Origin of the sequence: Streptomyces spirodelae, assembly GCF_017676385.1 — a bacterium.
In the GTDB taxonomy this organism is placed as follows: domain Bacteria; phylum Actinomycetota; class Actinomycetes; order Streptomycetales; family Streptomycetaceae; genus Streptomyces; species Streptomyces spirodelae.
This window is the reverse complement of sequence record NZ_JAFFZN010000002.1, coordinates 354,569-368,829: the sequence shown is the minus strand read 5'-3', so window position 1 is coordinate 368,829 and position 14,261 is coordinate 354,569. Positions and strand designations below refer to the sequence as shown.

General features: G+C 72.0%; 11 protein-coding genes. 4 read left to right on the top strand and 7 right to left on the bottom strand.

Annotation, left to right across the window (positions count from 1 at the left end; genetic code table 11):
* Window positions 1-65: 65 nt before the first annotated feature.
* The 4 genes from JW592_RS03945 to JW592_RS03930 all read right to left on the bottom strand — a co-directional run bounded on the left by JW592_RS03945 (window position 66) and on the right by JW592_RS03930 (window position 5,138).
* The gene (locus JW592_RS03945) at window positions 66-1,265 is read right to left on the bottom strand and encodes an MFS transporter (RefSeq protein WP_209263418.1); all 1,200 of its coding nucleotides are present in this window, start codon (window positions 1,263-1,265) and stop codon (window positions 66-68) included.
* Window positions 1,266-1,452: 187 nt separating this feature from the next.
* Window positions 1,453-2,364 (bottom strand): endonuclease/exonuclease/phosphatase family protein, encoded by a 912-nt coding sequence (locus JW592_RS03940; protein WP_372446447.1) that lies wholly within the window; start codon window positions 2,362-2,364, stop codon window positions 1,453-1,455.
* Between the two features lie 454 nt (window positions 2,365-2,818).
* Window positions 2,819-3,502 (bottom strand): TetR/AcrR family transcriptional regulator, encoded by a 684-nt coding sequence (locus JW592_RS03935; protein ID WP_307805276.1) that lies wholly within the window; start codon window positions 3,500-3,502, stop codon window positions 2,819-2,821.
* Between the two features lie 7 nt (window positions 3,503-3,509).
* Window positions 3,510-5,138, bottom strand: coding sequence for an MFS transporter (locus tag JW592_RS03930; RefSeq protein WP_209263415.1), 1,629 nt, complete (start codon window positions 5,136-5,138; stop codon window positions 3,510-3,512).
* A gap of 171 nt (window positions 5,139-5,309) precedes the next feature.
* On the opposite strand from JW592_RS03930, the gene panB reads away from it, so the two are divergent.
* The 3 genes from panB to JW592_RS03915 all read left to right on the top strand — a co-directional run bounded on the left by panB (window position 5,310) and on the right by JW592_RS03915 (window position 8,143).
* Window positions 5,310-6,137 (top strand): 3-methyl-2-oxobutanoate hydroxymethyltransferase, encoded by an 828-nt coding sequence (gene panB, locus JW592_RS03925; protein ID WP_209263414.1) that lies wholly within the window; start codon window positions 5,310-5,312, stop codon window positions 6,135-6,137.
* Window positions 6,138-6,257: 120 nt separating this feature from the next.
* Window positions 6,258-7,259, top strand: coding sequence for an ATP-binding cassette domain-containing protein (locus JW592_RS03920; RefSeq protein ID WP_209263413.1), 1,002 nt, complete (start codon window positions 6,258-6,260; stop codon window positions 7,257-7,259).
* Entirely contained in the window at window positions 7,256-8,143 is an 888-nt protein-coding gene (locus tag JW592_RS03915) for an ABC transporter permease (RefSeq protein ID WP_209263412.1), read from the top strand. The genes JW592_RS03920 and JW592_RS03915 overlap by 4 nt, the downstream gene beginning before the upstream one ends.
* Window positions 8,144-8,193: 50 nt before the next feature.
* Here the strand turns inward: JW592_RS03915 and JW592_RS03910 are convergent, their stop codons facing one another.
* From JW592_RS03910 to JW592_RS03900, 3 genes are all read right to left on the bottom strand, one after another.
* Window positions 8,194-11,574, bottom strand: a complete 3,381-nt coding sequence (locus tag JW592_RS03910; protein ID WP_209263411.1) for an AfsR/SARP family transcriptional regulator — start codon at window positions 11,572-11,574, stop codon at window positions 8,194-8,196.
* 132 nt (window positions 11,575-11,706) lie between these two features.
* Window positions 11,707-12,069 (bottom strand): hypothetical protein, encoded by a 363-nt coding sequence (locus tag JW592_RS03905; RefSeq protein WP_229375100.1) that lies wholly within the window; start codon window positions 12,067-12,069, stop codon window positions 11,707-11,709.
* Window positions 12,070-12,191: 122 nt separating this feature from the next.
* Window positions 12,192-13,148 (bottom strand): LysR family transcriptional regulator, encoded by a 957-nt coding sequence (locus JW592_RS03900; RefSeq protein ID WP_209263410.1) that lies wholly within the window; start codon window positions 13,146-13,148, stop codon window positions 12,192-12,194.
* Between the two features lie 138 nt (window positions 13,149-13,286).
* On the opposite strand from JW592_RS03900, the gene JW592_RS03895 reads away from it, so the two are divergent.
* Window positions 13,287-14,225, top strand: coding sequence for an EamA family transporter (locus JW592_RS03895; RefSeq protein ID WP_209263497.1), 939 nt, complete (start codon window positions 13,287-13,289; stop codon window positions 14,223-14,225).
* Window positions 14,226-14,261: the final 36 nt, after the last annotated feature.

Genomic DNA, 14,261 nt, shown 5'->3' with positions numbered 1-14,261 from the left:
GGGCTGCGAGCAGGGCGGCACGGAGTGGGTCGGGGCCTGCCCGCGGGGTGCCCGCAGGGCGCGTCCTAGTGCGCGGAAGGGGCCCCCACCGGGACGTCGCTCGCCCGGGCCACCACCCGCGAGTCGCCGCGGTCGAGCATCCCCGCCGTCACGGCGATGGCGAGCCCGGCCAGGGCGAGGGCCGCGCCGACCAGGGTGGGGGACATCCAGCCCCAGCCGGCGGCGATGACGACACCGCCGAGCCAGGCCCCGCCCGCGTTGGCGAGGTTGAACGCGGAGTGGTTGGAGGCCGAGGCGATGGTGGGCGCCTGCGCGGCGGCCCGCATCACCAGCATCTGGATCGGCGTGGTGATCAGGAAGCCCACGGCTCCCAGCAGCCCCACCAGCGTCAGTGCGGCCCACTTCACGGGCGCCGCGAAGTGGAAGGTGACCATCAGCGCGGCCATCAGCCCCAGTGCCGCGTACAGGGTGCGGCGCGGGGCCCGGTCGGTGAGCGGTCCGGCGACCAGGGTGCCCAGCGTCATGCCGATGCCGAAGAGGGCGAGCACCCAGGTCACCGAGGTCTCGGCGAGCCCGGTGACCTCGGTCATCATCGAGGCGAGGTAGCTGTAGACGGCGAAGACGCCACCGAAGCCGAACACGGCGGTCAGCAGCCCGAGGACGACCTGGCGGTTGCCCAGGGCGCGCAGTTCGTGGCGTACGCCGCCCTGGTGCTCCAGAGGCATCCGGGGCACCAGCAGCGCGAGCGCCGTCATGGCGGCCAGGCCGATGAGGGTGACGACCACGAAGGTGGCGCGCCAGCCGAGCTGCTGGCCCAGCGCGGTGCCGCCGGGTACGCCGACGATGTTGGCGACGGTCAGCCCCAGGAACATCGTGGCAACGGCGCGGGCCGCACGGCCCTCGCGCACCAGCCGGGCCGCGACCACGGCGCCGACACCGAAGAACGCGCCGTGCGGCAGCCCCGCCAGCACCCGGCCCGCCAGCAGGGTGCCGAACCCGGGAGCGAGAGCGGAGGCGAGGTTGCCGAGGGTGAACAGACCCATCAACAGCAGCAGCATCAGCTTGCGTGGGACGCGGGCGCCGAGGGTGGTCAGCAGGGGGGCTCCGAGCACGACCCCGAGGGCGTAGGCCGAAACCAGGTATCCCGCGGTCGGAACGGATGTGCCGAGATCGTCGGCGACGTTCGGCAGCAGGCCCATCATCACGAACTCGGTGGTGCCGATACCGAAGGCGCCCACGGCGAGTGCGAGCAGAGCCAGAGGCATGCGCAGACCTTTCTTACGCGTCAGGAGTGATGTAACCGATTACATTGCTGAGCACCCGCCGGTGCGGGCCTATGTTTGGGACTGCAACAAAGTCTCGCAGCCAGATGTTCCACGGCGCAAAACGCGACGTTAAGGGCCGTGGAAACCCGGTCGGCCTGGCGGTACGGAGCTGCCCCCGGCCGTGCCCCTACTCCGTCAAGTTGATCTTCGCAGCGATGGGGAGGTGGTCGCTGTCGGTCGCCGGCAGCGTCCACGCGGAGACCGGGTCGGCGCCCTTGACCATGATCTGGTCGATCCGTGCCATCGGGAACGAGGCGGGCCAGGTGAAACCGAAGCCGTCGCCCGCCGCACCCTGCGCGGACCGCATCTGGGAGGTGATGGGCGCCAGCGCGCGGTCGTTCATGGTGCCGTTGAGGTCGCCGAGGAGCAGGACCTTGTCCGCCGGGTCGTGGGCGATCGCCTCACCGAGCGCCTCGGCGCTGCCGTCCCGCTTCCCGGCCGTGAAGCCGGAGCGGAACTGCACCCGTACCGAGGGCAGATGCGCGGCGTACACGGCGACCTCGCCCTTGGGGGTGCGAACCGTGGCACGCATGGCACGCGGCCAGCCCATCTTGATGTCGACGGTCCTGATGTCGCTCATCGGGTACTTGGACCAGATCCCGACCGTGCCGGTGAGCTTGTGGAACCGGTATGTCCTGCCGAGTTCGGACCGGTAGGAGGCGGCCTGGGCCGGAGAGACCTCCTCCAGCGCGAGGATGTCGGCCCCCGAGCCGGCCAGTGACTTGGCGGTGCCCCGGGGGTCGGCGTTGTCCGCGTTGACGTTGTGGGTGACGACCGTGAGGTCGGCCGGGCCGCTGCCGGTCTTGTCGTTGAACGGGCCGCCGAACAGGTTCACCCACATCAGCGTCGGCACCAGCAGTGCGACCAGCGCCGTCGCCGAGCGGCGCAGCACGGCGGCGACGAGCAGGACGACGATCAGCAGTCCGCCCCAGGGCAGGAACGTCTCCCACAGCGAGCCGAGGTTACCGATGGCGTTGGGGACCTCGGCGTGCAGGAAGAAGGCCAGCCCCAGCAGCAGGGCCAGCGCCGCGAGCAGCATCCCCCGCCGCCATTTGCCCGGCCCCGACCACCCCGCGAAGCCGCCGCGGGAGCGGTTGCCGGTGTAGCGGGACCACAGTCCCTGTCGTTCGCCGCCGTTCTCGCTGTACGCGGCCTCCGACGTGTACGCGCGCGCCATCCGCCGTCCTCACTTGCCTGTGCTGGTGCCCGATGAACGATAGGCGATGCCCGTTTTTATGCAGTTAAACCTTTCCGTTCAACTGCCGCTTTCGCCCTGAAGTCCGTTGTGGAGTCCGAGAGGAGGACGAGACGCGGCTGCGCACGGGTTCCAGCAGGTCGGGGCGGGATCGGGACTGTGACACAACCAGCACATCAGCCGCACGCGACGGCCACGGACACCCCCACTCCCCCGGCGGACCGTCCCCCGCCGGGCCGTCCCCCGCCGGGCCGTCCCTCCGCCGGCCCTTCACCGCAGCACGGCACCGGCACGGTGCTCACGTCCGAGGGCGCAGGCCGTCCAGGAAGGCGTCGACGATCTGCCGGGGCATCTCCTCGGGGAGTTCCTCGCCCTCCCGCAGCAGGATGCGGGCGAGTATCGGCGCGGTCAGCAGGTCGATGAGCACATCGACGCCGATGTCACCCCGCAGCTCGCCGTGGTCGATGCCCCGCCGCAGCACGGCGGCCAGCCGCTCGCGCCGGGCGCCGACGACGGTCTCGCGGTAGCGCTGCCATAGTCCGGGGTGCGAGTGCACCTGCCCGGCCACCACCCGCAGCAGCGCGGAGCGCCGCTTGGCGAGCCCGACCTCGCGCAGCCACTCCAGCGCTCCGACGAGCACCTCGCGCAACGGCCCCTCCCTCGGGCCCTCGTACGGCAGTTCCTCCAGCTCCCTGACGACGTACAGGAACAGCTCGTCCTTGCCGGACCAGCGCCGGTAGACGGCGGCCTTGCCGACGCCCGCGGTGCGTGCGATCCGCTCGATGGAGAGCGCTTCGTAGGAGACGCCTTCCTCCAGCAGCCGTGTCACCGCTTCGACGATGGCGCGCTCGACGGCCTCGCTGCGCGGCCGCCCACGGGTCTTCCCTGCCGGGAGGGGCACACCCCGCTCCCGCTCGGGTGCCGCTGCCCCGACGCCGCTGCCGCCCGCCGACCCGACGCCGCTGTCACCCTCGCGCTTCACCGCAGGCTCACCGCTCCGTCCCCACTCGCTCCGCCTCCTCTTCCCCGCCGGTCTCATCCTCTCGCGCGCCTTCCTCGGCGGGCTTGCCCGGCAGCCAGACGGCGACAACCAGCGCACCCAGCAGCGCGACGGCACCGGAGGCGAGCACGGTGGTGTGCATGGCGTCGACGAAAGCCGACTTGGCGGGGGCCACCAGCGCCCGCCCCGCGGGGCCGAGCCGGTCGGCGAGCGCGAGGGTGGCCTCGATGGACTCGCCCGCCTCGTGCCGCGCACCCGCGGGCAGGTGCGGCGTGGTCTCGAGAGCGCCGCCGATGCCGTCCCGGTAGCGGGTGGAGAGCAGCGAGCCGAGGACGGCGACCCCGAGCGCCCCGCCGACCTGGCGGAAGGTGTTGTTGACGGCCGATCCGGAGCCCGCCTTCTCGCGCGGCATCGCCTGCATGATCGAGACCGTGGCGGGCGGCATCACATGCGCCATGGCGCTGCCCATCACAAAGAAGATCACTTCCAGCACCCACAGCGGCGTCGTCTCGTCCAGCCCGGTGAAGGCGAACATGCCTGCGGCCACCAGCAGCAGCCCCGTGGTGCACACCGCCTTGGCGCCGAAGCGGGCGACGGCCTTCGCGGCACGCGGCGCGAAGATCATCTGGGCGGCGGCCAGCGGGAGCAGCAGCAGTCCGGCCTCCAGCGGGCTGAAGCCGCGCACACTCTGAATGTAGAAGACGCTGAAGAACATCGCGCCCATGAGGGCGAAGAAGACCAGCCCGATCGCGGCGACGGCGGCCGAGAAAGCGGGTTTGCGGAAGTAGCGCACGTCGAGCGCGGGGTGCGTGGTGCGCCTCTCGTGCAGCAGGAACAGCAGCAGCAACAGGACACCGCCGCCTGCCGTTGCCAGCACCTTCGGCTCGGTGAAGTCGGCGAGCTGCCCGCCCTCGATGATCCCGTAGACCAGCAGCACCAGCCCGGCGACCGAGAGCAGCACGCCCAGCGGGTCCAGCCTGCCGGGCGCGGGGTCGCGGGAGTCGGGCACCAGCAGCAGGATCGCCACCAGCGCGAGGAACACGACGGGCGCGTTGACCAGGAAGACCGAGCCCCACCAGTAGTGGTCGAGCAGCACCCCGCCGGTGATGGGTCCTGCCGCGATGCCGAGGCCGACGGCGCCCGCCCAGATGCCGATGGCCCTGGGCTGTTCCTCGCGAGGGAAGACGTTCATCAGGATCGCGAGGGTGGCCGGCATGACGAAGGCCGCGCCGAGCCCCATCACGGCGCGGTAGACGATCAGTTCGCCGGGGCTCTGGGAGAAGGCGGCGAGCAGGGAGCCGAGTCCGAAGACCAGCAGCCCGGACAAGAGCACCTTCTTGCGGCCGAGCCGGTCACCGAGGAGCCCGGCGGTGAACAGGAAGCCGGCGAAGACGAGCGTGTAGGAGTTGATGGCCCATTCGAGCTCGCTCTGGGTGGCGCCGATTCCGGTGGGCGCGGGCTGGGCGAGGGTCTTCATCGCCACGTTGAGGATGCTGTTGTCCAGGACGACGGCCAGCAGGCTGAGCATCAGCACGCCGAGGACCGTCCAGCGGCGCAGGTGGGCCGGCGCGGCTTGCTCACTCTCCCCGGCCGGCGCCGGGGAACCGGGGGTACTCATGGCGGGCAGCGTAGTCGTATTTACGAAACGGCGCCGTTCCGTTTCGTAAAAACTCGGTCATGAGTGCCAGGAGCCGGGCCCTCTACCGGGCAGCGGAGGGGCGTGCCAGCATGGACAGCGGATCCGGAGACGCCGTTGGGGCGCTTCGAGACGACCACAGGAGTCAATGCCATGCCGCAGACGCTCTACGGGGGAACCCGTAATCGCCGTGTGACCGTGCGCGACCTCGCACTCGCCAAGGAGCGAGGCGAGAAGTGGCCCATGCTCACCGCTTACGACGCGATGACCGCCTCGGTCTTCGACGAGGCCGGCATTCCCGTCATGCTCGTCGGCGACTCGATGGGCAACTGCCACCTCGGCTACGAGACGACGGTGCCCGTCACCATGGACGAGGTGGCCATGCTGACCGCCGCCGTCGTACGGGGCAGCAGCCGCGCCCTGATCGTCGCCGACCTGCCCTTCGGTTCGTACCAGGAAGGAGAGGTCCAGGCGCTGCGCAGCGCCACCCGACTCGTCAAGGAGGCCGGGGCGCAGGCCGTCAAGCTGGAGGGCGGTGAGCGCTCCGCCGACCAGATCGGACGGCTGGTCAGCTCCGGCATCCCGGTGATGGCCCATGTCGGGCTGACACCGCAGTCCGTGCACACCATGGGCTACCGGGTGCAGGGCCGCGGCGAAGAGGCGGCCGACCAGCTGATGCGCGACGCCAAGGCCGTCCAGGACGCCGGGGCCTTCGCCGTCGTCCTGGAGATGGTGCCCGCGCCGCTGGCCGCCGAGGTCACCCGGGCGCTGCACGTGCCCACGGTCGGCATCGGCGCCGGGCCGGAGTGTGACGCCCAGGTGCTGGTGTGGACCGACATGGCGGGCCTCACCCCGGGCAAGCTCCCGCGCTTCGTGAAGCAGTACGCACAGCTGCGCACCGCGCTCGGGGACGCGGCCCGTGCCTTCGCCGAGGACGTCACAGCGGGCGCGTACCCGACGGCGGAGCACTCCTTCGAGTAGGGCGGAGGGTCCGGCGGACACCCGCTGACGGACGGCCCATCGACAGAGCAGGGCTCGACTGTCGGTGGGCTGTCGGTCGGCTGTCGGTCGTTTGTCAGTGGCGGCTGTCATATTGGCGACATGACGCGAGAGAAGACGACGAACGCGGTCGAGGTCCGCGGACTGGTCAAGCACTTCGGGGAGACGAAGGCCGTCGACGGCATCGACCTCGATGTGCGCGAGGGCACCGTGATGGGTGTGCTGGGCCCCAACGGCGCGGGCAAGACGACGCTCGTCCGGATGCTCTCCACCCTGCTGCAGCCCGACGGCGGCACGGCGAAGGTCGCCGGGTTCGACGTGGTGCGCCAGCCACGCGAGCTCCGCCGCACGATCGGCCTGACCGGCCAGTACGCCTCGGTGGACGAGAAGCTGGCCGGCTGGGAGAACCTCTACATGATCGGGCGGCTGCTCGACCTGCCCCGCAGCGAGGCCCGCAAGCGCGCCGACGAGCTGCTGGAGCGGTTCTCCCTCACCGACGCGGCCCGGCGCCCCGTGATGAAGTACAGCGGCGGGATGCGCCGCCGGCTCGACCTGGCAGCCTCCATGATCGGCCGCCCCAAGGTGCTGTATCTGGACGAGCCCACCACGGGCCTGGACCCGCGTACCCGCAACGAGGTGTGGGACGAGGTCAAGAACATCGTGGCCGACGGCAACACCGTGCTGCTCACCACCCAGTACATGGAGGAGGCCGAGCAGCTGGCCGGCGAGCTGACGGTGATCGACCGCGGCCGGGTCATCGCCGAGGGCAGGGTCCCGGAGCTGAAGGCGAAGGTCGGCGGCCGCACCCTGGAGATCCGCCCTGCCGACCCGGGCGAGCTGACGCGCATGGTCGGTGCCATCGCCCAGGCGGGCCTGGACGGCGTGGCCGGCGCCACCGGCGACGAGGAGTCCGGCGTCGTCAGCGTCCCGATCGTCAGCGACGAACAGCTGACGGCCGTGGTCGCGCTGCTGGGCGAACGCGGCTTCGCGATAGCCGACATCGCCACCCACCTGCCCAGCCTGGACGAGGTGTTCCTCGCCCTCACCGGCCAGAAGGCCACCCACCAGGACGAAGAGAACGAACTCGAGGAGGTCGCGGCGTGAGTACCGCCACCGTCAAAGCGCCCGGTTCCGAGCAGGCACCCTCCGGGTCCGGGGCCGGGACGAACCCCGCGCCCGGCAAGCCCGCCACGGTGGAGGGCCGGATCGGGCTGCAGGCCAACCTGCGGCACATCGGCGCGCTCGTCCGCCGCAACGCCCTGCAGATCAAGCAGGACCCCGAGTCGATGATGGACGCACTGCTGATGCCCATCATCTTCACGCTGCTGTTCGTCTACGTCTTCGGCGGCGCCATCGGCGGGAGCGGAGGCGGCGGCGACCGGGCTGAGTACGTGCAGTATCTGATCCCCGGCATGATGGGCATGATGGGCATGAACATCGCCATGGCCGTGGGCACCGGTATCAACGAGGACTTCCGCAAGGGTGTGATGGACCGCTTCCGGTCCATGCCCATCGCCCGCTCCTCGGTGCTGATAGCCAAGGCGGTCGTCGAAATCGGCCGGATGCTGGTCGCCATCACCGTGCTGCTGACCGTGGGCTTCCTGGTCGGCTTCAACATCAGCGGACACTGGCTGGGCATGCTGGCCGCCATCGGACTGACCGCGCTGTTCGGCGCCTCGCTGCTGTGGATCTTCATCCTGCTGGGCCTGACGATGAACACGGCCCAGGCTGTGCAGGGCGTCTCGTTCCTGGTGCTGATGCCGCTCCAGTTCGGCTCCTCGGTCTTCGTGCCGACCGACACCATGCCGGGCTGGCTGAAGGCGTTCACGGACGTCAACCCGCTCACCCATCTCGCCGACGCGGCCCGGGGACTGATGCTGGGCCAGGGCGAGGTCGGCAACCCGGTGATGTGGACGGTGATCTGGTCGGCGGGGCTGACGCTGCTGACGGCGCCGATCGCCATCTCGAAGTTCCGCAAGAAGACCTGAGGCAGACCGCCGACCAGGAGACCTGGGGCGGCCGGCACCCGGCCGGCCGCTCAGCTCTCCCGCACCAGGGCCACGGCCTCGTCGGTGGTCAGACCGTGGCCCGAGGCGTAAGCGCCCGCGTACGCCTGATCGGACAGCACTTCCCGCACAGCCGCCTCGGCGGCCGCCCGCGACTCGCGCTCGACGGGGTGCGGGAAGTGCCCCTGCGGCAGCTTGGACAAGCCGTCGTAGGCGCCCACCAGCCGCCCCGCCTGCTCGCCGCGGCCCAACTGGGCCAGGGCACGTGCGGCGGTCAGCAGCTGACTGAGAGTCAGGTGCGGGGCGACCGCCTCCGCCATCACATCGCGGGTCTTGACAATGGACTGCCGGACCTTGGCCAGCGACTCGGCGGACCGGCCGTCGACAACGTACGTCCAGGCCAGAATCCCCTCGACCATCCCCGCGAACAGCTGCGGCACCCGGTCGGCGAACTCGGCCTCCAGCGGCGTCAGCAGCTCCCTGGCCTGCTCGGCCAGCCCCTGCCGGGTGAGGAAGACGGCGTACTGGATGGCCGCGAAGTTGGGGCCGTCCCCTCCGATGTGGTCGGAGTCCTCGACGGCCTCCCGCATCAGCCGCTCGCCCTCGGCAGCCTGCTCCGGGCCGCCCAGCTCCACCAGCACCGAGCCGAGGCGGGACTTGAGCTGCGGTACCTGGCTGTGCGCACCCAGCTGCTCGGCCCGGGTGATGGCCAGCCGGCAGGACTCGGCGGCCCGGGCGAACTCCCCGCGCGCCGTGGCGGCTTCGGCCCGGCTGGAGAGCGCCTCGGCCTCTCCCCAGGCGTCCCCCACCCGGCGGAAGATCTCCAGGCTCTCCACCGCGTCCGCCGCCGACTGCTCCCAGGAGGCGGGCTGGTCGCTGGTCAGCTTGGCCCGCAGTTGCAGGGCGAAAGCCAGCTCCCACTCATAGCCCAGCTCGCGGCAGCCGGTCACGAAGGCGTCGGACAGCTCGGCCAGCTTCCCGAAGTCACCGGTCATGAACCAGGCGAAGAACCACATGCAGCCGGGAATCCGGCACACCTGCGGCATTCCGGGCGAGTAGACCTGGGTGATGTTGCGCAGCTCGGCCTGGCGTTCGGGGGTCTGGAACTTCTCGATTCCCTCGTCCGCGTCGGCCAGCGCCATCAGCCGCACCCCGCGCCTGGCCTCCCACAGCTGCTCCTCGTCCATCGGCGGCGGGTTCGCGGTGCACGACTCGTACAGCGGCCGTGCGGGGCGCGGTGGGGAGCCGAAGGGGTCGGGGCCGAGCCGGAGCACCGCCTGGGCCCAGGTGCGTACGTCACCGCGGTGGCCGCGCAGCTGCCAGAACCAGCCCATCGACAGGACCAGGCACAGCGCCTCGTGCTCGGCACGCGCGGCGACGGCCCGGCGCAGCGCGGTGCGGATGTTGTCGTGCTCGCGCTCCAGCCGGTCGAGCCACACCACCTGCCGGGGTCCGCGCAGCAGCGGGTCGGCGGTGCGGGCCAGCTCCCGGTAGACGGTCAGATGGCGGCGCTCGGCGTGCTCGCGTTCACCGGGCACCTCGTCCAGCTTCTCGGCCGCGTATTCCGCGACGGTCTCCAGCAGCCGGTAGCGCATCCCGGCCGTGTCCTCGCCGGGCACCGCCACCACCAGCGACTTGTCGACAAGCGAGCTGAGCAGCGCCGCCACGTCCCCGTCGGGCCCCTCGACCAGGTCCGCGCACACCTCCTCGGCCTGCTCCAGCTCGCAGCCGCCGGCGAAGACCGCCAGCCGCCGCAGCACTGCTCGCTCGGCAGCGTCCAGCAGCTCCCAGGACCAGTCGACCACCGCGCGCAGCGTCTGTTGCCGGGGCAGCACCGTACGGTTGCCGCTGGTCAGCAGCCGGAAGCGGTGGTCGAGGCGGCGGGCGAGCTGACCGGGGGTGAGCGAGCGCAACCGCGCTGCGGCCAGCTCGATGGCCAGCGGCAGCCCGTCGAGCCTGCGGCAGATCTCCGCGCACGCCTCCGGGTCGTCCTCTGTCCGGAAGCCGGGGCGCGCCGCGGCGCCCCGCTCGGCCAGCAGCCGGAGCGCCACCGGGTCGGGCAGCGGCTCGACGGGCCGTACGAGCTCGCCGGGCACCCCGAGGGGCTCGCGGCTGGTCGCGAGTACGGTCACTCCGGGGCACTCCACCAGCAGCGTCTCCACGACCCGGGCCGCCGCGTCGATCAGGTGCTCGCAGTTGTCCAGCACCAGCAGCATCCGGCGGGTCGCGCAGCGCTCGGCGAGCTGGGCGAGGGGGTCGTTGAGGGTGGGGTCGGTGGCGGCACGCAGCCCCTCGGCGGTGGTGCCGGTCAGTACGGTCTCGCGCCCGCCGAGCGCGGTGAGCACCGCTTCGGCTGTCGCGCCCTGGTCGTCCGGGTCGCGTACGGCTGCCAGTTCGGCCACCCATACACCGTCCGCCCACTCCTCGTCGTACTCGGCACGTGCCCGGGCCGCGGCCTCCAGTGACAGCCGCGTCTTGCCGGCGCCGCCGGGCCCGGTGAGGGTGACCAGCCGCGCCGTCCCCAGTCGGCGGCTCAGCTGCCCCAGCTCCGCTTCCCGGCCCACGAACGAGTTCAGCCCGGCGCGGAGATTGCCCGCCGCCCGTCTGGGCGGCCGTCGCGCGGAGGGGTCCCGGGGGTTCTCCGCCGGGACCCGCGAGGGGGCTGCTACCGGCTCGGCGGCCAGCAACTCGGTGTGCAGGGCGCGCAGTTCCGGGCTCGGGTCGGTGCCGAGCTGCTCGGCGAGGCGGCCTCTGACCACGTCGTATGCTGCCAGCGCCTCGGCGGCGCGGCCCGCGTCCCGCAGGGCGCGCAACAGCAGCGCTTGCAGCGGCTCGTTCAGCGGGTGCTCGGCCGCGAGCTGTCGCACCGTGGGCAGAGCGGTTTCCGCGTGACCGAGGGCGAGTGCCGCCTCGGCCCGGTGGCGGCGCGCTGCCAGCAGGCGGTCGGCGGCCCGGACACCGGCGGCCCCTCCCCCGTCGGGAAGGTCGGCCAGCGCTGGGCCGCGCCACAGTGCGAGGGCGTCGTCGAGCAGGTCGGCGGCCTTGGCCGGGTCGCCGTCGGCAAGAGCCGCCGCACCCTCGGACGCCAGCCGCTCGAAGCGGTGCAGATCGATGTCCTCGCGCGCGGCCACCAGCCGGTAGCCGCCCTCGACGGAGCCGACCGCCTCCCGCCCCAGGGATCTGCGCAGCCGCCCGACGAGGGCCTGGAGCGCCGCCGTCTCGTCGGCGGGCGGGTCCTCCTGCTCGCCCCACACCCAGGAGACGAGCTCGCCGGTGTGCACGGCGCGGCCTCCCGCGAGGGCGAGCGCGGTCAGCAGCGCGCGCAGCCTGGCTCCGCCGATCGGCACGCTGGTGCCGTCCTCGCGGAAGGCTTGCGTGGTGCCCAGAACGCGGTAGAGGTAACGCACCCCCACATACTGCCACCGGCCCGGGGCCGTTCAGCCTCGGGCCGGTTCGGGCATCCTCGCCCCGCGCGGCTGCTCAGTCCGCACCCGCCGATCGCCGGCAGGCGTCACGCGATACGGGGCCGGGCGCCGGGTGGAGCGTCAGGCTTTGTAGCAGTGGGTGCCGCGGACCCACTTGGGGGTGTTGGCGTAGCCGGAGCTGCCGTGCTTGTTCACGCAGACCACCTTCTTGTGGTGGTGGTGACCCTTGCGGTTCTCGATGGTGAAGTGGCCACGGATGTGGCCGTGGCGAGGCGCGTTGATGGCGCGGCAGTGGCCGCTGCCGACGGCGGCCTTGCCGTGCTGCTCCAGCCGGTCGCAGACGTAACCGCGCTTGTGGTGGTGGCCGCCGCCCGGGCCGTCTCCGGCGACCGCAGCAACCGGCGCCATGCCGACCAGAGCGGTCGCCATCGCCGCGACCACCGTCAACGACCGTACGCGGCGGGTTGTTGCCGACTTCCTCATACTGTGTCCTTTCGCTGCCCCGGTCTGCTCCGCCCCCATCGGCGGGAATTCGGGGAATGTGCACTCGCACAGCATCAGGAGAGCAGGCGTATCGGCCTCCGGCGCAGATCCCCAGGGGAAGGTCACCCGTTGGGTGAGCCCACACCACCCTGTCGGTCGCATTCGCAGCGTTTCGGAAGCGGTCCGCCGCCCGTCGCGTCGCGCAAGGCGCGCAGCGCTACCCCGACCGCCGGGCGGCGCAGGAGGCAGTCGCGGGTGACGGCGAACAGGCGTCGGGTGGGGACAGGGTCCAGCGGACGCAGCACCACCCCGTCCGGCAGCTGCCCCCGCCCGAGCCGGGGCAGCAGCGCGATGCCCAGACCCGCCGCCACGAGGGCGATCTGGGTCTGGAACTCCGCGACGTAATGGGCGACATCCGGCTCCTGGCCGGCGCCGCGCAGTGTGGTGTGCAGCCAGTCGTGGCAGACGGTGCCGGGCGGCTGGCTGATCCAGCGCCGCCCGGCCAGGTCGGCCGTGCGCAGCGTGTCCCGCTCGGCGAGCGGATGCCCGGCCGGTACCAGTACCTCGCAGCGGTCCTCGCCCAGCCGGATGCTGCGTACCCCCTCGGGCGCGGGCATCGGCGCGATGTCCCAGTCGTGGGCGAGGGCCAGGTCGATCTCGCCCCTGGCGACCAGGCCCACCGACAGGTGCGGGTCGACCTCCGTCATCCGCAGGTCCAGTTCCGGGTGGGCGGCGGCGAGTTCGGCCAGCACCCCGGGCATCAGGCCGCGGGCGCCGCTGGGGAAGGCGGCGAGCCGCAGCCGGCCCGCGGGGCGGCCCTTGCGCTCCTCCAGTGCGACCTCGGCCTGCTCGGCCAGGTCGAGCATCTGACCGGCCGTGCGGACGAGCATCAGCGCGTCGTCCGTCAGCGCGATGCCGCGCCCCTGCCGCTCCAGCAGGGTGGTGCCGGTCTCCCGCTCCAGCTTGGCGATCTGCTGCGAGACGGCGGAGGGGGTGTAGCCGAGTGCCTGAGCGGCGCCGCCCACCGAGCCGTGCAGCTGGACGGCGTGCAGGGCCCGGAGCCTGGACAGATCGAGCATGGTCTGGGTGCCTCCCTCCGTGCGCGGGTGCTCCCACTGGGACTGTTCCCGCAAGAAAGTTCAGTATTGCTGAATCCAACCATGCACGAATCCGTGCTGGTGCTGAACAGTTCGGCCGGTGACGATCGGGACATGCGTCTGAGTCCTCTCCACTGCGCCCTCGCGGTGCTGGTTGCCGCCCTCTGGGGCGTCAACTTCGTCGTCATCGACATCGGGCTGCGGCACTTTCCGCCACTGCTCTTCTCCGGGCTGCGGTTCCTGATCGCCGCGCTGCCCGCCGTCTTCTTCGTCCGCCGTCCCCAGGTGGCGCTGCGCTGGGTCCTGGGAGTGGGACTGGCGCTGGGAGTCGCGAAGTTCGGGCTGCTGTTCCTCGGCATGCGGCAGGGCATGCCTGCCGGGCTCTCCTCGCTCGTCCTCCAGGTGCAGGCGGTCTTCACCGCCGCCTTCGCCGCCGTGGCGCTGGGCGAACGGCTCGGCCGCGTACGACTGGCGGGGATGGCCGTGGCGCTGTCCGGGATAGCGGTGGCCGCCGTCGGCCAGGGTGCCTCGGGGCCGCTGGGCGCCTTCCTCCTGGTGATCGCCGCCGCAGCGGCCTGGGGCGTGGCCAATGTGCTGACCCGCAAGGCCGCACCGCCGGACGCACTGTCGTGGATGGTGTGGGTCAGTCTCGTCCCGCCGCTTCCGCTGTTCGTCCTCTCGCTGCTGTTCGAGGGGCCGGACGCCGATCTCGCCGCGCTCCGCTCCGTCGATCTGGCAGGGCTGGGCGCCCTGTGCTTCGTCGCCTGGGCCGCCACCCTGTTCGGCTTCGGCGTATGGGGCTTTCTGCTGCGACGGTACGACGCCTCGTCCGTCGCACCCTTCACGCTGCTGGTACCGGTGTTCGGGATGACCTCAGCCGCACTGCTGCTCGGCGAGGGCATCACCACGCTGGACGCCCTCGCCGCCGCGCTGCTCATCGGGGGCGTCACGCTGGTCTCCCTGGTGGGCGGGCGCGGGGTGGGGAGGGAGCAGGGGCCGCCGCCCGCGCCCGCGACGGAGCCGGGAGCGGCACCTGTCGCGACCGGCTCACGGAGCTGACCGCGGCCGATACGCGCGACGGCGGCCGGGCCGACA

Excerpts from the sequence above, each read along its gene's own strand:
- JW592_RS03920 (WP_209263413.1), top strand. The coding sequence starts at position 6,258 with ATGACGCGAGAGAAGACGACGAACGCGGTCGAGGTCCGCGGACTGGTC.
- JW592_RS03945 (WP_209263418.1), bottom strand. The coding sequence starts at position 1,265 with ATGCCTCTGGCTCTGCTCGCACTCGCCGTGGGCGCCTTCGGTATCGGC.
- JW592_RS03930 (WP_209263415.1), bottom strand. The coding sequence starts at position 5,138 with ATGAGTACCCCCGGTTCCCCGGCGCCGGCCGGGGAGAGTGAGCAAGCC.
- JW592_RS03905 (WP_229375100.1), bottom strand. The coding sequence starts at position 12,069 with ATGAGGAAGTCGGCAACAACCCGCCGCGTACGGTCGTTGACGGTGGTC.
- panB (WP_209263414.1), top strand. The coding sequence starts at position 5,310 with ATGCCGCAGACGCTCTACGGGGGAACCCGTAATCGCCGTGTGACCGTG.
- JW592_RS03900 (WP_209263410.1), bottom strand. The coding sequence starts at position 13,148 with ATGCTCGATCTGTCCAGGCTCCGGGCCCTGCACGCCGTCCAGCTGCAC.
- JW592_RS03940 (WP_372446447.1), bottom strand. The coding sequence starts at position 2,364 with ATGCTGCTCGCGGCGCTGGCCCTGCTGCTGGGGCTGGCCTTCTTCCTG.